Source organism: Kribbella sp. NPDC104218 (assembly GCF_055584105.1).
In genome coordinates this window covers 578,487-598,923 of the sequence record NZ_JBVJMQ010000001.1, presented here as the reverse complement: position 1 = coordinate 598,923, position 20,437 = coordinate 578,487, and the positions used below count along the sequence as shown (strand labels likewise).

20 protein-coding genes are annotated in these 20,437 nt (G+C 70.3%); 8 read left to right on the top strand and 12 right to left on the bottom strand.

The window, feature by feature from the left end; translation table 11 throughout:
- Position 1: 1 nt before the first annotated feature.
- The 3 genes from ACZ6ZD_RS02770 to ACZ6ZD_RS02760 form a co-directional block, all read right to left on the bottom strand.
- Entirely contained in the window at positions 2–1,165 is a 1,164-nt protein-coding gene (locus ACZ6ZD_RS02770; protein WP_465667674.1) for an acyltransferase family protein, read from the bottom strand.
- A 97-nt stretch (positions 1,166–1,262) separates the two neighbouring features.
- On the bottom strand, positions 1,263–2,483 hold the full coding sequence (locus ACZ6ZD_RS02765) for a cation:proton antiporter (protein ID WP_465667672.1): 1,221 nt from the start codon (positions 2,481–2,483) through the stop codon (positions 1,263–1,265).
- Between the two features lies 1 nt (position 2,484).
- Positions 2,485–2,970 (bottom strand): cation:proton antiporter regulatory subunit, encoded by a 486-nt coding sequence (locus ACZ6ZD_RS02760; protein ID WP_465667670.1) that lies wholly within the window; start codon positions 2,968–2,970, stop codon positions 2,485–2,487.
- Between the two features lie 141 nt (positions 2,971–3,111).
- On the opposite strand from ACZ6ZD_RS02760, the gene ACZ6ZD_RS02755 reads away from it, so the two are divergent.
- Entirely contained in the window at positions 3,112–3,654 is a 543-nt protein-coding gene (locus ACZ6ZD_RS02755) for a PadR family transcriptional regulator (protein ID WP_465667669.1), read from the top strand.
- Entirely contained in the window at positions 3,651–5,666 is a 2,016-nt protein-coding gene (locus ACZ6ZD_RS02750) for an oxidoreductase (protein ID WP_465667667.1), read from the top strand. The genes ACZ6ZD_RS02755 and ACZ6ZD_RS02750 overlap by 4 nt, the downstream gene beginning before the upstream one ends.
- Before the next feature lie 7 nt (positions 5,667–5,673).
- Here ACZ6ZD_RS02750 and ACZ6ZD_RS02745 read toward each other — a convergent pair whose 3' ends face one another.
- The 4 genes from ACZ6ZD_RS02745 to ACZ6ZD_RS02730 are packed head-to-tail and all read right to left on the bottom strand — an operon-like array spanning position 5,674 to position 10,171.
- Positions 5,674–6,261: an HhH-GPD-type base excision DNA repair protein gene (locus tag ACZ6ZD_RS02745; RefSeq protein WP_465667665.1), complete on the bottom strand. Its 588-nt coding sequence runs from the start codon at positions 6,259–6,261 to the stop codon at positions 5,674–5,676.
- 4 nt (positions 6,262–6,265) lie between these two features.
- Positions 6,266–8,368, bottom strand: coding sequence for an iron ABC transporter permease (locus ACZ6ZD_RS02740; protein ID WP_465667663.1), 2,103 nt, complete (start codon positions 8,366–8,368; stop codon positions 6,266–6,268).
- On the bottom strand, positions 8,365–9,345 hold the full coding sequence (locus ACZ6ZD_RS02735; protein ID WP_465667661.1) for an ABC transporter substrate-binding protein: 981 nt from the start codon (positions 9,343–9,345) through the stop codon (positions 8,365–8,367). Before ACZ6ZD_RS02735 ends, ACZ6ZD_RS02740 begins: the two co-directional genes overlap by 4 nt.
- Before the next feature lie 10 nt (positions 9,346–9,355).
- Positions 9,356–10,171 carry an ABC transporter ATP-binding protein gene (locus tag ACZ6ZD_RS02730; protein ID WP_465667659.1) on the bottom strand — a complete coding sequence of 272 codons (816 nt, stop codon included), beginning with the start codon at positions 10,169–10,171 and terminating at the stop codon, positions 9,356–9,358.
- Between the two features lie 93 nt (positions 10,172–10,264).
- Here ACZ6ZD_RS02730 and ACZ6ZD_RS02725 point away from each other — a divergent pair, with 93 nt between their 5' ends.
- A complete protein-coding gene (locus tag ACZ6ZD_RS02725) occupies positions 10,265–11,161 on the top strand; it encodes a hypothetical protein (protein ID WP_465667657.1) in 897 nt (298 codons plus the stop codon).
- Here the strand turns inward: ACZ6ZD_RS02725 and ACZ6ZD_RS02720 are convergent.
- On the bottom strand, positions 11,158–12,162 hold the full coding sequence (locus ACZ6ZD_RS02720) for an NAD-dependent epimerase/dehydratase family protein (protein WP_465667655.1): 1,005 nt from the start codon (positions 12,160–12,162) through the stop codon (positions 11,158–11,160). The two genes, ACZ6ZD_RS02725 and ACZ6ZD_RS02720, sit on opposite strands and share 4 nt — an antisense overlap.
- On the opposite strand from ACZ6ZD_RS02720, the gene ACZ6ZD_RS02715 reads away from it, so the two are divergent.
- Entirely contained in the window at positions 12,161–12,835 is a 675-nt protein-coding gene (locus tag ACZ6ZD_RS02715; RefSeq protein ID WP_465667653.1) for an SDR family NAD(P)-dependent oxidoreductase, read from the top strand. The genes ACZ6ZD_RS02720 and ACZ6ZD_RS02715 overlap by 2 nt on opposite strands.
- 108 nt (positions 12,836–12,943) lie before the next feature.
- Positions 12,944–14,440, top strand: coding sequence for an LCP family glycopolymer transferase (locus tag ACZ6ZD_RS02710; protein WP_465667651.1), 1,497 nt, complete (start codon positions 12,944–12,946; stop codon positions 14,438–14,440).
- Between the two features lie 712 nt (positions 14,441–15,152).
- Here ACZ6ZD_RS02710 and ACZ6ZD_RS02705 read toward each other — a convergent pair.
- Positions 15,153–15,797 carry a TetR/AcrR family transcriptional regulator gene (locus ACZ6ZD_RS02705; protein WP_465667650.1) on the bottom strand — a complete coding sequence of 215 codons (645 nt, stop codon included), beginning with the start codon at positions 15,795–15,797 and terminating at the stop codon, positions 15,153–15,155.
- Between the two features lie 97 nt (positions 15,798–15,894).
- Here ACZ6ZD_RS02705 and ACZ6ZD_RS02700 point away from each other — a divergent pair, with 97 nt between their 5' ends.
- The 3 genes from ACZ6ZD_RS02700 to ACZ6ZD_RS02690 all read left to right on the top strand — a co-directional run bounded on the left by ACZ6ZD_RS02700 (position 15,895) and on the right by ACZ6ZD_RS02690 (position 18,563).
- Positions 15,895–16,722, top strand: coding sequence for an SDR family NAD(P)-dependent oxidoreductase (locus ACZ6ZD_RS02700; protein WP_465667648.1), 828 nt, complete (start codon positions 15,895–15,897; stop codon positions 16,720–16,722).
- A gap of 69 nt (positions 16,723–16,791) precedes the next feature.
- Positions 16,792–17,181, top strand: a complete 390-nt coding sequence (locus ACZ6ZD_RS02695) for a YciI family protein (RefSeq protein ID WP_465667646.1) — start codon at positions 16,792–16,794, stop codon at positions 17,179–17,181.
- Positions 17,182–17,312: 131 nt separating this feature from the next.
- Positions 17,313–18,563 carry an RNA polymerase sigma factor gene (locus ACZ6ZD_RS02690; RefSeq protein WP_465667644.1) on the top strand — a complete coding sequence of 417 codons (1,251 nt, stop codon included), beginning with the start codon at positions 17,313–17,315 and terminating at the stop codon, positions 18,561–18,563.
- 59 nt (positions 18,564–18,622) lie between these two features.
- Here ACZ6ZD_RS02690 and snpA read toward each other — a convergent pair whose 3' ends face one another.
- The 3 genes from snpA to ACZ6ZD_RS02675 all read right to left on the bottom strand — a co-directional run bounded on the left by snpA (position 18,623) and on the right by ACZ6ZD_RS02675 (position 20,374).
- Positions 18,623–19,240 carry a snapalysin gene (gene snpA, locus ACZ6ZD_RS02685; RefSeq protein WP_465667642.1) on the bottom strand — a complete coding sequence of 206 codons (618 nt, stop codon included), beginning with the start codon at positions 19,238–19,240 and terminating at the stop codon, positions 18,623–18,625.
- A gap of 262 nt (positions 19,241–19,502) precedes the next feature.
- Positions 19,503–19,955: a DUF3618 domain-containing protein gene (locus ACZ6ZD_RS02680; RefSeq protein ID WP_465667640.1), complete on the bottom strand. Its 453-nt coding sequence runs from the start codon at positions 19,953–19,955 to the stop codon at positions 19,503–19,505.
- Positions 19,952–20,374 (bottom strand): phage holin family protein, encoded by a 423-nt coding sequence (locus tag ACZ6ZD_RS02675; protein WP_465667638.1) that lies wholly within the window; start codon positions 20,372–20,374, stop codon positions 19,952–19,954. Before ACZ6ZD_RS02675 ends, ACZ6ZD_RS02680 begins: the two co-directional genes overlap by 4 nt.
- Positions 20,375–20,437 lie beyond the last annotated feature (63 nt).

The window sequence follows — 20,437 nt, the reverse complement described above, 5'->3', positions numbered from 1 at the left end:
GCTAGCGCTGGATCAGCCGGCGTCCCAGGGCGATCATCGGCAGCTCCACCCAGCGGTAGGTGAAGTGTGCGATCCCGATCGTCAGCGCGCCCGCGACCAGGAACATCAGCGGGCTCCTCGACAGCTCCAGCCCGATCAGCCCGCACAGCCAGGCACCCAGCTCGTGCGCGAGGTTCTGCACGAGGTAGATCGAGTACGAGCGTTCACCCAGCCACACCATCGTCCGCGTCGACAGCAGCCGCTGCGGCAGCGCGTTCGCGATCAGCGCGGGCAGGAGCAGGAAGGCGACCAGGACGACGTACGGCGGGGTGATCGCCATGAAGCCGGGGATGCTGCCGACCAGGTCGTGCCGATCGATCAGGTTCGTTGCCGGCAGCACCAACAGGTGCGCGACCAGGAACAGCCCGGCCGCGACGGTCGCGACCCACGGCCGGGTCAGCGGCTGGAGCAACGCGAATCCCTTCGGGTGGTGCAGCAGAATGCCGACCAGACAGCCGATCAGGATCGCGAAGTAGTGTGCCGGCCAGCCCTGCAGCGTGCCACTTACCGGCACCGAGAGCGGGACGGCGAGCAGCGACAGCGCCATCAGCGCCAGCGTCAGCCCGATCCGGAGGCCGGACTTCGCGCGCCGCTGCGCGACGATCGTCGCGAACGCGAGCAACGGCCAGAGCAGGTAGAACTTCTGCTCGATCCCGAGTGACCAGGCCTGGCCGTAGAGGCCGCCGTTGCCGAACTCGGTCCAGAAGAACAAGTAGAGCGGCAACTCCGAGCCCGGCGCGCTTCTGGTCAGCGTGCCCGCGGCGAGTTGCGCGATCAGGGTCGCCAGCAGGACGACGAAGTACACCGGCAGGATGCGGAAAACCCTGCGCAGGTAGAAGTTCCGGAACGAGATCCGGCCGTCCCGATCCTCCTCGCGCAGCATCAGCGAGGTGATCAGGTACCCGGAGATCACGAAGAAGATCTGGACGCCGATCCAGCCTTGCAGCCGGCCGGGCCCGTTGTTGTGGAAGAAGACCACCAGCAACGCGGCGATCGCGCGCAGTCCGTCGAGGGCCGGAAACCGCCGCAGAGCCAGGTACTCGGAGTGGCTCAGCGGCGGCCGGGCGTGAAACACCGCCGGCCTGCCCCCACGGCCGGCGGTGTTCGGTCTGGTCAGTACAGCCATCGGAGGTCACCTCTCAGCAGATTTCCCCTTAAATGTCTGGGGACTGCCGTTCGGTTTCACGGCTCGCCAAAGTGAGCCGGGTGCCTCCGGAAGGGAACTATCTGGTGGTGTTGGCCGTGTCGTCGATCCGCTCGGCGGCCGGCGCCTCGATCGCCGCGACCGGCTGCTGCTTGCTGAACCGGCGCGCGATCGGCTCGGTGTAGCGGGCCGCGATCGGGCCGAGGATGACCAGGATCAGCACGTACGCCGTCGCCAGCGGGCCGAGCCGCGGCTCGACGCCGACCGCCAGACCCGCGATCACGATCGAGAACTCGCCGCGCGCGACCAGCGTCCCGCCGGCCCGCCAGCGACCGGCCGACTTCACACCCGCCCGGCGCGCGGCGTACCAGCCGGTGGCGATCTTCGTCAGTGCGGTGACGACGGCGAGCGCGAACGCGATCGCGAGCACCGGCGGGATCTCCCGCGGGTCGGTACTCAACCCGAAGAAGACGAAGAACACCGCGGCGAACAGGTCGCGCAGCGGGCTGAGCAGGTTCCGCGCGCCGTGCGCGACCTCACCGGACAGCGCGATCCCGACCAGGAAGGCGCCGACGGCCGCCGACACCTGCAGCTGCTGGGCGATGCCGGCGACCAGCAGGGTCAGACCGAGGACGACGAGCAGCAGCATCTCGGGGTTGTCCGACGAGACTGCCCGGCTGATCACGCGCCCGTACCGGAGCGCGAGGAACAGGACGATGCTGACCGTGCCGAGCGAGATCAGCAGCGTCACGCTGCCGCCGGCCAGGCCGACGCCCGCGAGCAGCGCGGTCAGGATCGGCAGGTAGACCGCCATCGACAGGTCCTCGAGGACGAGGATGCCGAGGATCACCGGCGTCTCGCGGTTACCCAGACGGCCCAGGTCCCCGACTACCTTGGCGATCACGCCGGACGACGAGATCCAGGTGACGCCGGCGAGCGCGACCGCGGCCACCGGGCCCCAGCCGAGCATCAGCGCGACCGCCGCACCGGGCAGCGCGTTCAGCACGAAGTCGACGACACCGGACAGGTACTGCGTCTTGAGCGTGCCGACCAGGTCGGACGCGGTGTACTCCAGGCCGAGCAGCAGCAGGAGCAGGATGACGCCGATCTCGGCGCCGGTGGCGACGAACTCCTCACTGGCTGCCAGCGGCAGCAAACCGCCGTGCCCGAAGGCGAGACCGGCGAGCAGGTAGAGCGGGATCGGGGAGAACCCGACCCGGCCGGCGATCCGGCCGAGGATGCCGAGCGCGAGGATGACCGCGCCGAGCTCGATCAGCAGCATCGTGATGTTCTCGTGCATCTCACCCTCCCAGAATCAGATCGGCCACCGCGTCCACACCTTCGCGCGTCCCCACGACGACCAGGGTGTCGCCGGTCGCGAACCGGAAGTCCGGCGTCGGCGACGGGGTCGCGCCGGTCCGGCGCAGGACGGCCACGATCGACGCGCCGGTCCGGCTGCGCGCCTGGGTGTCGCCGAGGGTGCGCCCGGCGTACGGCGACTTGCCGCTGATCGGGATGTGCTCGGTGACGAGGTCGATCTCGATCTCGTTGCGGACCGGGTCGATCTGCTCGGGGATCAGCAGGTTCGCCAGCGCGGCCGCTTCGCCCGGATCGAGCGGGACCGAGTTGGTACAGGTGTCGTCGTCGTCCGGATCGTGGAAGCCGAGGAAGCGCCGCCCGTCGTTGCGGACCACCACGGAGACGTGTTTACCGCCTTCGGTGACCAGGTCGTACCGGGTGCCGATCCCGGGCAGCGTCGTCTTGGTCGGGTGGGCCTGCTGGTCCATGGTGCTCCCTCGATCGTCCGGCGCCGGATAGATGGCGTCTGCAACCATTATCTCAAGTCCTGACAACTCTGTCCGCTGCCTGAATGTGACTTGTGCTGCAACCAGGTGCACTGCAACGAGTTGCATAGGTATGATCAGGGGATGGCGCTGGAGCACGCGATCCTGGTCTCCCTGACCGAGCGGGCCGGGTCCGGGTACGAGCTGGCCCGGCGGTTCGACCGGTCGATCGGCTACTTCTGGCCGGCCACCCATCAGCAGATCTACCGGGTGCTGCGCCGGATGGACGAGGCCGGCTGGATCACCCATACCGACGTCGCCCAGGAGGGCCGGCCGGACAAGAAGGTCTACCGGATCGCCGGCGCCGGTCGCGCCGAGCTGGCCCGCTGGATCGCCGAGCCGAGTGACGCCGTCGTCCTGCGCGACGCCCTCGGCGTGAAACTGCGCGGCGCCTCGATCGGCGGCGTCGACGCCGTCGTGCGGGAGGTCGCGCGGCATCGCGCGGAGCATGCCACCCGCCTCGAGGTGTACCGCGGGATCCAGACCCGCGACTTCCCCAAGCCGGACACGCTGAACGGTCGCGAGCTGCACCAGTACCTGGTGCTGCGCGGCGGGATCCGGGCCGAGGAGTCGTTCGTGGCGTGGTGTGACGAAGTGCTCGAAGCCCTGCAGAAGGAGACGTCATGACGGACTACCCGCACCTGCTGGAGCCGCTCGATCTCGGTCATGTGGTGCTGCCGAACCGGGTCATCATGGGCTCGATGCACACCGGTCTGGAGGACCGGCTGAGCGACCTGCCCAAGCTCGCGGCGTACTTCGCCGAGCGGGCACGCGGCGGCGTCGGCCTGATCGTCACCGGCGGCTACGCCCCGAACCGGACCGGCTGGCTGACGCCGTTCGGATCGACACTGCGGAGCCGTCGGCAGGCGCGCAGGCATCGCGACCTGACCGCGACCGTGCACGCCGCGGGCGGCAAGATTGCGCTCCAGATCCTGCACGCCGGCCGGTACGCGTACCACCCGTTCAGCGTCTCGGCGTCCGCGCTGAAGGCTCCGATCAACCCGTTCAAGCCGCGCGCGCTGTCCGACCGCGGGGTACGGCGGCAGATCGCGGCGTACGTCGATTGCGCGGCGCTCGCGCAGGAGGCCGGGTACGACGGGGTCGAGATCATGGGCTCCGAGGGGTACTTCATCAACCAGTTCCTGGCCGAGCGGACCAACAAACGGACCGACCGCTGGGGCGGCAGTGCGGAGAACCGGCGCCGGCTCGCGGTCGAGATCGTCCGCCGTACGCGGGAGCGGGTCGGCCCGAACTTCCTGATCATCTACCGGCTGTCGATGGCCGATCTGGTCGAGGGCGGGCAGTCCTGGGACGAAGTCGTTGCGCTGGGCAAGGAGATCGAGGCGGCCGGGGCGTCGATCATCAACACCGGGATCGGCTGGCACGAAGCGCGGGTGCCGACGATCGTCACCTCGGTGCCGCGGGCGGCGTTCACGAGTGTGACGGCGTCCTTCAAACCGCATGTGACCATCCCGGTCGTCACCTCGAACCGGATCAACCTGCCGCAGGTCGCCGAAGAGGTGCTCGCCCGCGGCGACGCCGACCTGGTCAGCATGGCGCGGCCCTTCCTCGCCGATCCGGACTGGGTGCGCAAGGCGATGACCGAGCGCGCCGACGAGATCAACGTCTGTATCGCCTGTAATCAGGCCTGTCTGGACCACGTGTTCGCCAAGAAGAAGGCGAGCTGCATGGTCAACCCGCGGGCCGCGCGGGAGACCGAGCTGCGGCTGCTGCCGACCCGCAAGGTCAAGCATGTCGCGGTGGTCGGCGCCGGCCCGGCCGGGCTCGCCGCGGCCGTCACGGCGGCCGAGCGCGGGCATCGGGTCGAGCTGTTCGAGGCCGAGTCCGAGGTGGGCGGCCAGTTCGGGATCGCGCAGCGGATCCCCGGTAAGGAGGAGTTCGCCGAGACGATCCGGTACTACCGGCGCCGGCTGGAGCTCACCGGCGTCAAACTGCATCTCGGCCGCCGGGCGAGCGCCGCGGACCTGGCCGGATTCGATGAGATCGTGCTCGCGACCGGCGTCGTCCCGCGGGTCCCGGCCATCCCCGGGATCGACCACCCGAAGGTGCTCTCGTACGTCGATGTCGTCCGGAACGGGAAGCCGGTCGGCGGCTCGGTCGCGGTGATCGGCGCGGGCGGGATCGGGGTGGATGTCAGTGAGTTCCTGACCACCGCGGAGTCGCCGGCCCTGGATCTGGCGGCGTGGAAGGCCGAGTGGGGAGTCGCCGACCCCACGGTCGCTCCAGGCGCCCTCGGCGTACCGGCTCCGGAGGCTTCGCCGCGGCAGGTCTATCTGCTGCAGCGCAAGCCCGGGCGGATCGGGGCCGGGCTCGGCAAGACGACCGGCTGGGTGCATCGGGCCGCGCTGAAGAACAAGCAGGTCGAGCAGCTGCGCGGCGTCAACTACGAGCGCATCGACGACGAAGGACTGCACCTGACCTTCGGGCCGCAGCGGGAGAAGCCGCGCGTCCTGGCCGTCGACACCGTGGTGATCTGCGCCGGGCAGGAGTCGGTCCGCGACCTGGCCGACGCGCTCGCCGGTAAGCCGGTGCACATCATCGGCGGCGCCGACGTCGCGGCCGAGCTCGACGCCAAACGAGCCATCGACCAGGCCACCCGGCTCGCGCTGACGCTCTAGTACAGGCTCAGGTCGTAGCGGCCTTGGCGGCGGCTTTCGCTTCCTTCTTGAACGCGCGGACCTCGCCGAGGGTCTTGGCGTCGACGACGTCCGCGATCGAGCGCCGGGAGCCGCGGTCGCCGTACGAGCCGGCCGCCTCCCGCCAGCCCTTGGGCTCGACGCCACGCTGCTTGCCGAGCATCGCGAGGAAGATCTTCGCCTTCTGCTCGCCGAAACCGGGCAGGGCCTTGAGCCGCTTGAGCACCTCGGCGCCGTCCGGCTTGGGTTTGCCGGCCGTCCAGATGTTCGTGGTGTCGCCGTCGTAGTTCTCGATGATGTGCTGGGCCAGCGCGTGCACCCGGCGTCCCATCGAGCCGCCGTAGCGGTGGATGGCCGGCGGGGTCACGCACAGCTCGACGAACGTCTCGACGTCCGAGTTGGCGATCTTGACCAGGTCGAACCCGTCCATCCGGTCCGCGATCTTCCGCGGGCCGGCGAACGCGTGCTCCATCGGGTACTGCTGGTCCAGCAGCATCCCGACCAGCAGGGCGAACGGGTCGTCGTTGAGCAGCTTGTCCGCGGCCGGATCGCCGGTCAGGTGCAGTTCGCGCAGCATGTACTCATCTTGACACGGGCACTCTGGTTCGCCAGAGCAGGTAGACGAAGTACGGCGCTCCGATCATCGCTGTGAGCAGACCGGCCGGAATTTGCGCCGGTGCGATCAGCGTGCGGCCGAGGCTGTCCGAGATGCTGACCAGGACGGCGCCGAGCAGCGCGGCGACCGGCAGGATCCGGGCGTGGCTCCCGCCGACCAGAGCACGAGCGGCGTGCGGTGCGACCAGCCCGACGAAGCCGACCACGCCGATCGCCGACACCGCGGCCGCGGTCATCAGCGCCGCGCAGAGCAGCATGACGAGCCTGGTCCGCTCCAGGCGGACGCCGAGCACGCGCGGGACGTCGTCGTCCAGCGCGAGCAGGTCGAGCTCGCGCCGCGCATGCAGCATCACCGGCGTCAGCACCAGCAACGCCAGCGTGACCGGAAGGACCTGCGGAAGCGTCCGGCCGTAGGTGCTCCCGGACAGCCACGTCATCGCGAGGCTGATGTTCCAGGGGTCGGTCGCGACGATCATCAGCGTGATCACCGCCGTCGCGGCCGACGAGACGCCGACACCGATCAGCACCAGCCGGTCCGAGCTCAGCCCGCCCCGCCACGACACCAGGTAGACCAGAGCGAACGTCGCCAGCGCACCCACTGCGGCGACCCCGGAGAGCAGCCAGATACCGGCCGCCGGCGCCAGGACCAGAGTGGCCACGGCACCGACGCCCGCGCCGCCGGTGATCCCGAGAATGCCAGGCTCGGCCAGCGGGTTCCGGCAGACCGCCTGGACGACGGCGCCCGCGATCGCGAGCGCGGCACCGGACAGGATCGCGGCCAGCACCCGCGGGAACCGCGCGTCGAGCACATAGGTGATGACCCGGCCGGAGCGGTTGTTGGCCCAGTTGACGATGTCGCCCGTCCGCAGGAAGGCATCACCGGAGAGCATCGCGAAGACCGCGAACGCGACCAGGAGGATCAGCAGGACGGCGGTGACCAGCAGGAACGTCCGGCGGCTGCGCAGCCCGCCGCCGGCCCCGCCGGGGGAGCGGCTCGGGCCGGAGTCGCGGTAGCGGCGGGCCAGCCAGACCAGCACGATCGCGCCGACCACCATCGTCATGATGCCGGTCGGGATCTCGACCCCGGCCTGACCGCCGAGGGCCGCACGGAGTACGACGTCCGACAGCAGGACGACGAGGATGCCGGCCAGCCCGGACAGCGGCAGCAGGACGCGGTGCCGCAGCAGGCCGGGAACCAGCGGTACGAGCAGCCGGACCAGCACCGGCGCGACCAGGCCGACGAAGCCGACCGGGCCCGTCACCGTCACGGCCGCGGCCGACAACAGCACGGTGAGCAGCGTGACGATCACGCGCACCCGGCGTACGTGCACACCGAGGACGGACGCCGTGTCGTCGCCGAGGGCCAGGATGTCGAGTTTGCCCGCCAGGATCAGCGATCCGATGATGCCGACCGCGACGACCGGGGCCATCTGGCTGACGGCGTTCAGATCGGTCTGGACGAGCGTGCCCGCGCTCCACGCGAACGTGCCGACGGTCTCCTCGCGGTACAGCAGCATCAGCGTCGTCGTGACGCCGCCGAGCGCCATCGCCACCGCCGACCCGGCCAGGATCAGCCGGGTCGGACCGGTCGTGCCACCCGCCGACAACGCCAGAACGAGGACGGCGGCGGCCAGACCGCCGGTGAAGGCGACGCCGCCCGCGGGGAGCACCGGAAGCTGGATGCCAAGCGCGGCGACGGTCACGACGGCCAGATAGGCGCCGGCGTTGACGCCCAGCGTGTCGGGGGAGGCGAGCGGGTTGCGGGCCAGCGACTGCAGACCGGCCCCGGCGAACCCGAGGGCGATCCCCACGAGGACGCCGGCGAGCAGCCGGGGCAGCCGGGACGCGACCAGCACGTTCGCGGTGTTGTCGGTGCCCTGGCCGAAGACCAGCTTGATCAGGTCGCCGGCGCCAACCGTCGACGTACCTTGGGTGAGATGGACGCCGGCCAGCACGACGACCGCGGCCAGGGTCAGGACGAAGACCCCGGCGACGCGGATCCGCCGCACCGGCCGGCGCAGCGCCGCGGCAGCTTCGTCAGCTGCCCGCGCGGTGTCGAGCTGGGTCAAGAGGTGACTGCCTGGACGGCCGCGTCGATGAACTGCTCGGTGGACTTCGGGCCGCCGAACATCCAGATACCGTCCTCGAGCCGGTGCACGTTGTCGCTCTTCACGAACGGCAGGTTCTTCCAGATCGCGTTCTTGGCCAGGTCGTCGCCGAACACGTCGCCGCCGTCGGACTTGTTCGCGATGTAGAGGAACTCGCCGTCCTTCAGCTTCGTCATGCCCTCGAGATCGCTCTGGGCCAGGCCGTAGTCCTTGTCACCCTCGCCCGGCCAGGCGTTCTTCAGGCCGAGCTCGTTGCCGACGGCCCCGAGCAGCGAGCCGGACGTGTACATCCGGATCGAGATCGAGCTGCCGTCCTTCCAGCCGTCGGCCATCGTGAACGCCGTCCCGGCCTTCCCCGCGTCGGTGATCTTCTTCTTGCCCTCGGCAACCGCCTTGTCGAAGTCGGCGTTGATCTGCTGGGCCTCCGGCGTCCGGCCGACGGCGCTCGCGGTCAGCTCCAGGTTGGACTTCATCTGCGGGATCGCGTTCTTCGCGTCCGCGGCCCGGACCACCAGCACCGGCACGGCCTTCTCGATCTGCTCGATCGCGCTCTTGGACTCGTCGCTGGTGGTGATCACCAGATCGGGGTTGAGGGCAACGATCGCGTCGACGCTGGACTCGCCGCGGGTGCCGACGTCCTTCACCGACGGGTCGAGTTTGGCCGCCGTCACCCAGGCGGTGTAACCCTTCACGTCCGCGACGCCGACCGGCATCACGCCGACCGAGATCAGGTTCTCGACGACGCCCCACTCCAGGCCGACGACGCGGGTGGCCGGCGCCTTGAGGTCGATCTTCTTGTTCCGGGCGTCGGTGATCGAGACCGGCACCGGCGTCGCCGTCGCGGTGCCGCCGGCGTTCTCGTCGGCGGCGGGTTCACTCGTTCCGCACGCCGTCAAGGCGATCAGCGCGGAGATGGCGAGAGCAGCGGTTCGCTTCATGACAGTACTTTCAGCTGGTTGGAATGCGACTGAGGTGCTTGCCGATCGGGCGGGTGCTGACCAGGCCGGTGGCCGGGTCGGTACCCACCTCGATCGCGATGCCGTAGGTCTCGGACAGCGCGGCGGCGTCCAGGACCTCGGCGGGAGTGCCGGTCGCACGTACTCGCCCCTGATCGAGTAGTGCGATCCGGTCCGCGACCGCGGCGGCCTGGTTGAGGTCGTGCAGGACGACGCCCACCGCGACCCCGTGGTCGTCGGCCAGGTCACGCATCAGGTCGAGGATCTCGATCTGGTAGCGCAGATCGAGAAAAGTGGTCGGCTCGTCGAGCAGCAGGACGCCGGTGTCCTGGGCCAGGCAGGTCGCGAGCCAGACGCGCTGCAACTCGCCGCCGGACAGCTCGTCGACCGAGCGATCGGCCATGTCGGTCACCCCGGTCACGGCCATGGCGTGCTCGATGGCGCGGTGGCCGTCCGGGTCGTCGCCGCGCCAGCGGCCCCGGTGCGGGTGGCGTCCGTACCCGACGACGTCGTGGACCGAGACGCCGTTCGGCGTCGGGCGGGACTGCGAGAGCAGCGTCACCTTGCGGGCGAACTCCTTGCTCGACAAGGCGAGCGCGTTCCCGCCGTCCGGGAAGGTGATGCTGCCGGACTCCGGCTGGTGCAGCCGGGCGAGGGCGCGCAGCAGCGTGGACTTGCCGCTGCCGTTGGGCCCGACGAGCGCGGTCACACTCGCTGCCTCGATGCGCAGCGAAGCGCCGTCCACCACGCGCTTTCCGTGATAGCCCAGGCGCAGATCGTCACCGGTCAACCCTGCCTGATCGCGCATGGCCGAAAGCATAGCCTTACCTAACCTGTCAGCAATATCGTTCAGATCTCACCTGCACTTGAACCTGCAGCGGCCCAGCTACGCTGTGTGCTGATGAAGCCTGCGGAGGTGGCGATGGATCCGGTGTTCGCACCCGATGTGCCGGTCGCGGTACGACGGCTCTACGAGCACCGGCCCGAGCTGTTCGTCCCGGCGGACGCGCAGCGGCCGAAGCGGCAGACGTCCTGGTCGGGGACGCCCGCGAACACCCTTGGCCAGTTGCTGGTCTGGGTCACGGTCTGCGTGGGCGGGTGGATCCTCGCGACGATCGTGATGGGCGCGGTGCTGCCGACGACCGTGACGATCTGGGTCGCGACCGCGCTGGCCGCGCTCGCCGTCCTGTCCACCGCCGGCATCCTGGTCAAGTCGGTGGTCGAGGACCGCGGGCACAAGTCGGTCCGGCTGCAGCACGGCAAGTACCTGCTGCCCGCCGACTTCGACGAACCCGCCGCCCGCCTGCTCACCCGCGCCCAGCGCGCGGTCAAATCGGTGCTGGAGGCAACAGTCACCCGGCGTGGCCTGCTCGACGACATGCAGAACGAGCTCGTCCTGCCCGAACAGCTCTGGGACATCGCCCAGGTCCTCCGCGAGCAGACCGTCCTCCGCGCCCGCCAGCAGGACGTCGCCCGCGGCATGGCCACCGCCGAACTCGACACCGTCCTCGGCCCCCAGCGCCGCGCCCTCGCCCTCTCCGTCGCCGCCATCGACCGCAAAGTAGCCCTCTTCGAGCAGTACGCCGACCGCGTCCGCGCCGCCGACGCCGCCCTCCGCGCCGAAGCCGCCCTCGCCGACTCCGACCGCTACCTCGACCTCCTCGCCCGCACCGAACCCCTCCACAACAACACCCTCCTCGAAAACTTCACCGAAGAAGCCACCGCCCTCCGCCAAACCCTCACCCGCTCCATCACCGCCGCCCGCACCGCCGGCAAAACCCTCACCCTCCCCGACTAGTAGTTCTGGAGGAGGGCGGATTCAGCTTCGGGGGTTGGGCCGGTGGTGAGGGGTGGGTGGCCGCGGTGGTGGTCCCAGGTGTGGAGGGCGGCGAGGGTTTGGGGGAGGGGAGTGGTGGGGAGGCCGGCGGAGCGGGCTTTGGTGGGGTTGCGGCGGCGGGTGGGCCAGAGGGGTGGGGGTTCGACGAGGGGGAAGTTGGGTGGGACGGCGGTGGTGGGGATCTGGATGAGGTCGACGGTGGTGTTGGTGAGGGTGGCTGCGGTGGTGATGAGTTCGCCGAGGGTGGAGTCGGGGCCGACGGCGGTGTAGGCGCCGGGGCGGTTGTCGGTGGCTAGTTGGACGACGAGGCGGGCGACGTCCCGGCTGTCGACCAGTTGGAGGGGCTGGTCGGGGCTGGTGGGGACGGCGACCCGGCCGCCGCGCGCGCCTCGGCGTACCCAGTAGAGAACGGTTTCGGCGGAGTCGCCCGGCCCGGTCACTCGACCCGGGCGGACGATCGTCGCTCGGTCGCCGTACCGCGCCAGGACGTCGTCCTCACACGCGACCTTGCACGGCCCGTAGGTGTCGTTCGTGAGGATGTCGGCCGCGCGCAGCGGCTCCCGGCGGACGGCGTCCTCGGTCGCCCCGGCCGGCAGATCGAGCGCGTACACCGCGTGGCTCGACATGAACATGTACCGCCCGACCCGATCGCCGAGCGCGTCCATCGCCTCGTCGACCTCGCGGCTCTGGTACCCGCTCAGGTCGACGACGACGTCCCACTCGCCGGAAGCCAACGCCGCGTAGTCCCCGCGCGACCGGTCGCCGGCCAGCTGCACGACCGCGTCCGGCAGGCGCTCGCCACTCATCCCGCGGCTGAACGACGTCACCTCCGCGCCGTGCGCCAGCGCGTCCAGCACGATCGCGCGTCCAAGAAACCCGTTCCCGCCCAGCGCCAGCATCCGCATCCGCCCGACGCTAACGCCGTCCCACCGCCGGCGCGAGCCGATTAAGCTCGCCGTCATGACGCAGACGGTGGTTGTTGCCGGAGGCACCGGAGGCCTCGGCCGGGCGGTGGTCGCGGAGTTCCTGGACGCCGGCTGGCGGGTGGTCGCGCCCGGCCGGACCGAGCAGACGGTCGGGCGGCTCGGCGCGCACCCCGCGCTGAGCCCGATCGTCGCCGACCCGTGCGACCCCGCCGATATCGCGGACGTCGTCGCGCTGGCGGCGTCCGACGAGAGTGCGCCGCTGACCGCGCTGGTCAACCTGGTCGGCGGGTTCGCGGCCGGCGGGCGCGTGCACGAGACGCCGATCGAGGAGTTCGAGGAGCAGTTCCGGATCAACCTGCGGCCGACGTACCTGATCACGCAGGCCGTCCTGCCGCACCTGCTCGCCGCGGGCGCCGGGGCGATCGTCTGTACGTCGAGCCGGTCGGCGATCCGGCCGTTCGCCGGCGCGGCCGGGTACATCGCCGCGAAGGCCGGCGTGATCGCCTTCGCCGACGCGCTGCACGCGGAGTACGCGCGTGACGGCGTCCGGGTGAACACGATCCTGCCCGCGACCATCGACACCGCGGCCAACCGCGCGGCCCGCCCGGGCGCCGACACCAGCGGCTGGACCCCGCCGGAACAGATCGCCCGAGTGGTCCGGACCCTGGTCGAGACCGAAGGCTTCGCCGGCGGTCATCTGCCCGTGTGACAACCGAATGGCCCTGTAACACGTCTGAAGCTGTAGAGCGTGCTGCAACGATGCACACTTGTGAGGGCGTGTCTCCCGGGACACACCTGGACGGCGACAGGGGAGTCAATGGGGAGACACTCGCACACGGCGGTCGACCGGCCACGCTCGGTGCCGAAGCTGCTGGGCTGGACGTTGCTGGGCGCGCTCGTGCCCGGGGTCGGGCTGATCGCCGGTGGACGCCGGCGGATCGGCGCGTTCGTCCTCACCATCACCCTCGGCCTGGTCGGTCTCGGCGTGTACGTCGGGCTGACGCGTCGCCAGGAGGTGCTCGCGGCCGCCGTCGTACCGAGCCGGTTGCTGATCACCTCGGTGACGATCGGCGCGCTCGCGCTGCTCTGGATCGTGGTGATCGTCGCCTCGCACCGGTCGTTGCGTCCGGCAACGGGCGGCGCCGGCCGGCGGGCGCTCGGCGCGGCCTTCGTCGGGGTGCTGTGTTTCGCGATCGCGGCCCCGGCCGCGGTCGCCGTCCAGAACGTGATGGCCCAGCGGGACCTGGTCCAGGACGTTTTCGTCGCGCAGGGCGAGAGCAAGAGCGCGACCCGGCCGAAGACCGTCAACATCAAGGACCCGTGGGAGGACCGCCCGCGGCTGAACCTGCTGCTGCTCGGCGGTGACGACGCGCCGAGCCGCGTCGGCGTCCGGACCGACACCGTCATCGTCGCGAGTATCGACACCAAGACCGGTAACACCGCGCTGATCTCGATGCCGCGCCAGCTCACCTTCATGCCGTTCCCGAAGGACTCGCCGCTGTACCGCAAGTACCCGAACGGTTTCGGCAAGGAGGGGCTCAGCCTGGAGGGTCGGCTGGAGTGGATGCTGACCGCCATGTACGAGAACGTCCCGGCCGCGCACCCCGGCATCCTCGGCCCGTCGGACAACGAGGGCGCCGACGTCCTCAAACAGTCCGTCGGCGCGGCGACCGGCCTGAAGATCGACTACTACCTCCAGGTGAACCTGACCGGTTTCCCCGAGCTGGTGAACGCGCTCGGCGGGATCACCGTCAACGTCAACGAACGGGTCGCGATGGGCGGCGTCAGCAGCGCCCACATCCCGCCCAAGGAGTGGATCGAGCCGGGCCCGAAACAGCACCTCGACGGCCGGCACGCCCTCTGGTTCGCCCGCGGCCGCTACAACGCCGACGACGACCAGCGCCAGATCCGCCAGCGCTGCACGATCAAGGCCATGGTCGACGCCGCCGACCCCGCCACCCTCGTCACCAAGTACAAGGCGATCGCCAAAGCCGGCCGGCACCTGCTCCGCACCGACATCCCCCAAGAGCTCCTGCCGGCCCTCGTCACCCTCGCCCTCAAGGTCAAGTCCGGCACCGTCTCCAACATCAACCTCGACGTGTCGAAACTCCGCATGAAGTACCTCCACCCCGACTACGAAGGCATGCGCGAAGCCATCGCCGACGCCCTCGAAGCCCCCGCTCCACCCCCCACCGCCAAACCCACCGCCAAAACCCCCAAACCCCCCACCAAATCCACCAACACCCCCAAACCCCCCACCCAAAACCTCGTAGACGCCTGCGCCTACCAACCCGAAACCAACCAACCCAGCTAGCTCTCGCGGCCTGTAACCGAAGGGGAGCGGCGACTGCCTGTTCGCCTGACGCTTCCGATCGTCGTTGTTCATGGCGAGGCCTCCGGTCGCTGATCACGCTCCGGTCGGCTGACTGTGTCTGCCCGACGTCCGCTGGCGCCCGGACCGACGTCCGCTGCCCGCGGACCGGCCGGATGCTCCGGAGCCGGGTCGTGGCTGAGCTTCACCGGCGTCCGGCCGGATCACGCGCCATAGGTTCCACTGGACGCCGCGCCCACCTGCCAGGTGCATGCACGCCTACCGCCGGCGGTGGCGACTGGACCGGCGTGTAGCGTCCGCCGGTTGTCGGGGACGGTGGGACTGCGGCCTGGCGCGGGTTCGTGACAGGCCGGCGGGACGTCGGCCTTGGTCAGGTTGTCAGCGCCGGCAGGTGGTGTGACGCGAGGCTGCTGCGGGGTGCGGGGTGCGGGGTGCGGGGGTGCGGGGTGCGGCGGTCCGGTCGTGCGGGGGTGCGGGGTGCGGGGTGCGGCGGTCCGGTCGTGCGGGGGTGCGGGGTGCGGCGCTCCGGTCGTGCGGCGGTGCGGGGTGCGGGGTGCGGTCGTGCGGGGGGTGCGGTGGTGCGGGGGCTGCTCGTGCGGCGCTGCCGGGGTGTGCTGGTGCGGGGCTGGTCGTGCGGGGGTGTGGTGGCTAGCTGCGGGGGTGTGTTGGTTGGGTGGTGGGCGGGTGGGGTGGGTCAGGTTGTGGTGGGGGTGAAGAGGGCTTTGGTTACGGCGGTTAGGTGGGGGGTTAGGTCGGGTTCGGTGGCGGCGGTCAGGTGGGGGGTGCCGACGGCGGTGCGGAGGATGCCGATGCCGAGGAGGAAGGCGCCGAAGAGTTCGGCGCGGAGGGCTTTGTCTTCGTTGCCTTCGGCAAGTTCTGCGAGGACGCCGAGGTAGCCGTCGCAGACCTGTTGGCGGAGGCGGTCGCGGGTGTCCTCGTGGGAGGCGGAGCGGAGCATGGCGATCAGGGGGTGCTCGCCGGCGTACTCGGACCAGTCCTGGAAGACGAGCTGGTGCATGAGTTTGGCGGGGAGGTCCTCGAGTGGGCCGTCGGGGAGCGGGACGGCGTCCTGGGAGGTCGCCATGGCCTCGGTGAAGAGGCCTGATTTCGAGCCGAAGTAGCGGAAGACGAGCGCCGGGTCGACCCCGACGTCCCCCGCGACGTCGCGTACCGACGTCCCGTCGTACCCGTCCCGCGCGAAGCGCAGCCGCGCGCACTCCACCAACCGCGCCCGCGTCGCCTCCCGGTCCCGCTTTCGCCCGGCGCCCTGCCCCGCGTCTGCCGCCGGCTTCCGCCCGGCGTTCTGCCGGGTGTCCGCGGGGCTGTCGGGGTTCGGCATCTCGCCTCCAAGTCATCGAGTGTTGACATCGTACCCGCGGGCTGGCTAGCCTCGTCACCAGATAAGTCATCGATCGATGACTTGGGAGGAGGTCGGGATGCGGGACGTGGTGGTGGCCGGTGGGACGACGGGGCTGGGGCGGGAGATCGCCGTGCATTACCTGCGCCGCGGGGCGCGGGTGACGGTGGTCGGGAGTACGCCGGAGCGCGGACAGGTGTTTCTGGACGACGTCGCGGGGTTGCCGGGGGAGGCGGCGTTCGTGGCGGCGGATCTGACGTCGCTCGCGGAGAACCGGCGGGTGATCGAGGAGGTCGGGGCGCGGCACGAGGCGCTGGATGCGCTGGTGCTGACGGCGATGGTGCCGTTCGTGAAGCGGAAGGTGACGGTGGACGGGTTCGAGGGCGGGTTCGTCCTCTACTACCTGAGCCGGTTCCTGCTCAGCTACGGGTTGACCGAGCTGCTGGAGCGCGGCGGGACGCCGATCATCGCCAACATCGGCGCCACCGGGATCACCAAGGGCGCCGTCGCCTGGGACGACCTGCAGAGCGAGCGGAAGTACGGCGTCGTCCAGGCGACCATCGCGAACGGCCGCGCCAACGACCTGCTGCCGATCCACTACCTGCAGAACCACCCCGACGGCCGGACGAAGTACTTCGGCATCCAGCCGCCATACACGAATACCCCAGGCAACCACCTGCCGCAGCCGCTGCGCACGCTCAGCCGCCTGACCGCCGCGGCGTTCGCGAAATCCCCCGCGGACGGCGTCCGCGACACACTCGCGGTCATGGACGACCAGCCCGCCGAGCGGCTGATCCTGCGCGCGGTCGGGAAGCCGGTCGACCCGGGGCTGCCGACGTTCGACCCGGCGAACGCGCGGCGGCTGTACGAGCTGACGGCCCCGATGCTGGAATCTGTGCGCCGCTGAGTGTCGATCCGGTCGACCGTCGTCCGACGTGAGAGTAGGAGATCGACCGAGACAGAGGAGCCGAGCGCTATGCGTTACATGATCATCAACAAGGCGGACGCCGACAGCGAGGCCGGGAAGTTCCCCGGGCCGGACGTCGTCGAGGGCGTCGGCCGGGTCGTCGAGGACCTGTCCAAGGCCGGCGTACTGCTGTTCGCCGAAGGGGTGCACCGCAGCGCGCTCGGCGCCCGGGTCAAGGTGGACGCCGGACGCCGGACCGTCACCGATGGCCCGTTCGCGGAAACCAAGGAGTTGATCGGCGGCGTGATGGTCCTCGAGGTCCGCTCCCGTGACGAGGCCGTCGAGTGGGCCGCCCGCCTCGCCGAGGCGCTCGGCAACGAGGTCGAGGTCCGCCGGGTCGTCGAGGAGGCCGACTTCGACCCGGAGTCCGAGCTCTACGGCGGACCGACGAACGGGTAGTCCGCCGGTCGCCAAGCAGGGGGCAAGCGGCGCCGGCCCGTCCGCGGGGCTGAATCGCCGACCTCTACCCGTTGCTCGGTACGCCGCAGGGCAGTTGCCGCGGATCAGGGTCGTGGGGTTGTATCGGCCGGGTGACGGATGTGCACGGGGCGATTGATGCGGTGTGGCGGATCGAGTCGGCGCGGATCGTGGCCGGGGTGGCACGGATCGTGCGGGACGTCGGGCTCGCGGAGGAGCTGGCCGGTGACGCGTTGGTGGCGGCGCTGGAGCAGTGGCCGGAGTCCGGCGTCCCGCAGAACCCGGGCGCCTGGCTGATGGCGATCGCGAAGCGGCGGGCGATCGACCTGATCCGGCGTAAGGAGACCTACCAGCGCAAGCTCGCGGAGCTGGGCCACGACCTGGAGATCGACGGCGAGAGCGTCGAGGACGACGTCGAGGCGATTCTCGAGGACCACATCGAGGACGACCTGCTCCGGCTCGTGTTCACCGCGTGCCACCCGGTGCTGACGATGGACGCGCGGGTGACGCTGACGCTCAAACTGCTCGGCGGCCTGAAGACCGACGAGATCGCCCGCGCGTTCCTCGCGCCGGAGGCGACGATCGCGCAGCGCGTTGTCCGCGCGAAACGCAACCTGGCCAAGGCCGGCGTCGGGTTCGAGGTCCCGGCCGGCCAGGAGCTGCTCGACCGATTGGCGAGCGTCCTCGAGGTCGTCTACCTGATCTACAACGAGGGGTACTCCGCGACCGCCGGCGACGACTGGATGCGCCCGGAGCTGTGCAACGAGGCGATGCGGCTCGGCCGGCTGCTCGCCGAGCTGATGCCGGAGGAGCCCGAAGTCCACGGTCTGCTTGCGCTGATGGAGCTGCAGTCGTCCCGCGCGAACACCCGCGTCAGCCCGACAGGCGAGCCGGTTCTCCTTCTCGACCAGGATCGCCGCCGCTGGGACCGCCTCCTGATCGGCCGCGGCCTGGCCGGCCTCGACCGCGCCTGGGCCCTGGACAAACCGCCCGGCCCGTACCTCGTGCAGGCCGCGATCGCCGCCTGCCATGCCCGAGCGGCCGACCCCGACGCCACCGACTGGACGACGATCGCCGGCCTGTACGCCGTCCTCGCACAGCTCGTGCCGTCACCGGTCGTCGAGCTCAACCGCGCGGTCGCGATCTCGATGGCGTTCGGGCCCGAACAGGGCCTGACGGCGGTCGACGCGCTCGCGGACGAGCCGTCCCTGAAGGACTATCACCTGCTGCCGAGTGTCCGCGGTGATCTGCTGTTCAAACTCGGCCGGCTCGACGAGGCCCGCAAGGAGTTCGAGAAGGCCGCCGGCCTGACCCGCAACGAACGGGAGCGCGCGCTCCTCCTCGATCGCGCCGCTGCTTGCTGAGAAAACGTGCGGCCCGGGAGCCCCTTGCAGCGGAGGCTCCCGGGCCGGGACCTGTTACGTCACCAGATCTGGTCGACCCGGCGGCGCTCGGCGGCGTTCGGGACGGCGTTCGTGCAGGACGTGCCGGGGCCGCCACCGGACATCAGCTCCGAGCAGGGCCCGGAGTAGTGGTCCGGCAGACCGAGGACGTGACCCGTCTCGTGGGCGGTGATCCGGGTCGAGTCGTACTGCCGGGCCTGCCGGTAGTCGATGAAGATGTAGCCGTGACCGCGTCCGTCGGTCGAAGCATACGAGCCGCGAGAGTCATTACCCTCCCGGTAGCTGAAATCGGCGCCGCTGCTGACCTCGGCCAGCCGGACGTCGACGACCGAAGAGTTCCAGATCTGTGTGCTGCGGTTGATCTGGGCCCGGAACGTCGGCGCGTTCACCCGGTAGGTGACGGTGACGGCGGCCAGCTTCTGGCCGTTCTTGGCGGCCGCCGCGCGCTTGGCGAGTACGGACTTGCGGACGGCCTCGTAGAAGGCCTTGGTGGCAGCCTCGTCGGCCGGCGATCCGGTGTAGGCCGAAATCGTCGTCGGCGCGGCTTCGGGGACGGGTGCCGCGGCGGCGGTCGGCGCGGCCAGGGCGCCGGCGGTGGCGAGTACGGCGAGGGCTGTCAGGGCATGACGATGTGACATGGGCGGGCCTCACTCCGAAACTGGGGCGGATGCGAAGAGCGACGTGGGGACTACGTGTCGCTACTGGGTCCGACAGTGCCAAACCCGCCACCCCGGCGCACCCCCTCAGCCCCAACGCAGGGGATAACCCGCGAAGAATGCCCATAACCACGCGGAAAACCGTCTACGGACCCCGGGGAAACCGGGAGTCCGCCGACGGCTGAGAGGTCCAACCCGGAGGCCGAACCAGCTTTTCCGATCACCACAGCCCGGTGACGTGCCGCTACTTGTTGCGGCTGACCATCCACGCGATGGCGCCGGCGCCGAGCAGCATCGCGCCGCCGACGGCCGCGGCCGCCTTGGGGTGCTGCTTGGTCGTCGACGGCAGCTGGCCCGCGCCTTCGCGCACCCGCTGTCCAGCCACCCCGGCGTTCTCCTTCATCACCTGCCCGGCATGCCCAGCGGATGCCTTGACCCGATGCCCGGCCTGCCCGGCCGACTCCTTCATCCGGAGTCCGGCGTACCCGGCACTCTCTTTCATCCGATGCCCGGCTGACCCGGCGGATTCCTTGACCCGGTGTCCGGCCTGACCGGCGGATTCCTTGATCCGGCGCGGGACGTTCAGCTGCCGGGTCAGCTCCTGCACGGTGTCGGCGAGGTGCTGGCGCGTCATTTCGAGTTCGAGACGCAAGGACTCGGTCTCGGACATCGGCTCGCGATGTTTCGAGGTGGTCATGCGGTGATCTTCCCTTCCGGCTGATGGCCCTTCAGTGCTTCGAGGTCCTCGTGCACGCCGTCGACGGCGCGCTGCGGAATGGGCGGAGTGGCCTGGCTGACATGTTTCTTGCCGAGCAGCGCCGCGACCGCGGCAACCGCGAACAGCACCACCGCGACGATCAACGCGGCCAGCCAAGCCGGTAGTACGACGGCGAGCCCGCAAATGGCTGCCGCGATCAAAGCTCCGAGCCCGTACAACGCGACGGTCCCGGCCCCACCGAACAATCCGATCCCGACGCCGGCCTCTTTGCCCTTGTCCTTCAGCTCGGCCTTCGCCAGCTGCAGCTCGTCCCGAACCAGCCGGCTCACATCGCTGGTCACCTGACTCACCAGCGCCCCGACGCGCTCGTTCTCCACCACCGGACGTGTCACAGTCATCTTCGGCCTCCCGTGATCGGCTCGACCGACCGGTACCCACCTCGCCGAAGACTACGCAGACAG

Coding starts and splice junctions, on each gene's coding strand:
- ACZ6ZD_RS02725 (WP_465667657.1), top strand. CDS start 10,265: ATGAAGCCTGCGGAGGTGGCGATGGATCCGGTGTTCGCACCCGATGTG.
- snpA (WP_465667642.1), bottom strand. CDS start 19,240: ATGTCACATCGTCATGCCCTGACAGCCCTCGCCGTACTCGCCACCGCC.
- ACZ6ZD_RS02720 (WP_465667655.1), bottom strand. CDS start 12,162: ATGACGGCGAGCTTAATCGGCTCGCGCCGGCGGTGGGACGGCGTTAGC.
- ACZ6ZD_RS02730 (WP_465667659.1), bottom strand. CDS start 10,171: ATGCGCGATCAGGCAGGGTTGACCGGTGACGATCTGCGCCTGGGCTAT.
- ACZ6ZD_RS02745 (WP_465667665.1), bottom strand. CDS start 6,261: ATGCTGCGCGAACTGCACCTGACCGGCGATCCGGCCGCGGACAAGCTG.
- ACZ6ZD_RS02715 (WP_465667653.1), top strand. CDS start 12,161: ATGACGCAGACGGTGGTTGTTGCCGGAGGCACCGGAGGCCTCGGCCGG.
- ACZ6ZD_RS02695 (WP_465667646.1), top strand. CDS start 16,792: ATGCGTTACATGATCATCAACAAGGCGGACGCCGACAGCGAGGCCGGG.
- ACZ6ZD_RS02680 (WP_465667640.1), bottom strand. CDS start 19,955: ATGACCACCTCGAAACATCGCGAGCCGATGTCCGAGACCGAGTCCTTG.
- ACZ6ZD_RS02750 (WP_465667667.1), top strand. CDS start 3,651: ATGACGGACTACCCGCACCTGCTGGAGCCGCTCGATCTCGGTCATGTG.
- ACZ6ZD_RS02710 (WP_465667651.1), top strand. CDS start 12,944: ATGGGGAGACACTCGCACACGGCGGTCGACCGGCCACGCTCGGTGCCG.
- ACZ6ZD_RS02700 (WP_465667648.1), top strand. CDS start 15,895: ATGCGGGACGTGGTGGTGGCCGGTGGGACGACGGGGCTGGGGCGGGAG.
- ACZ6ZD_RS02755 (WP_465667669.1), top strand. CDS start 3,112: ATGGCGCTGGAGCACGCGATCCTGGTCTCCCTGACCGAGCGGGCCGGG.
- ACZ6ZD_RS02770 (WP_465667674.1), bottom strand. CDS start 1,165: ATGGCTGTACTGACCAGACCGAACACCGCCGGCCGTGGGGGCAGGCCG.
- ACZ6ZD_RS02705 (WP_465667650.1), bottom strand. CDS start 15,797: ATGCCGAACCCCGACAGCCCCGCGGACACCCGGCAGAACGCCGGGCGG.
- ACZ6ZD_RS02735 (WP_465667661.1), bottom strand. CDS start 9,345: ATGAAGCGAACCGCTGCTCTCGCCATCTCCGCGCTGATCGCCTTGACG.
- ACZ6ZD_RS02765 (WP_465667672.1), bottom strand. CDS start 2,483: ATGCACGAGAACATCACGATGCTGCTGATCGAGCTCGGCGCGGTCATC.
- ACZ6ZD_RS02760 (WP_465667670.1), bottom strand. CDS start 2,970: ATGGACCAGCAGGCCCACCCGACCAAGACGACGCTGCCCGGGATCGGC.
- ACZ6ZD_RS02675 (WP_465667638.1), bottom strand. CDS start 20,374: ATGACTGTGACACGTCCGGTGGTGGAGAACGAGCGCGTCGGGGCGCTG.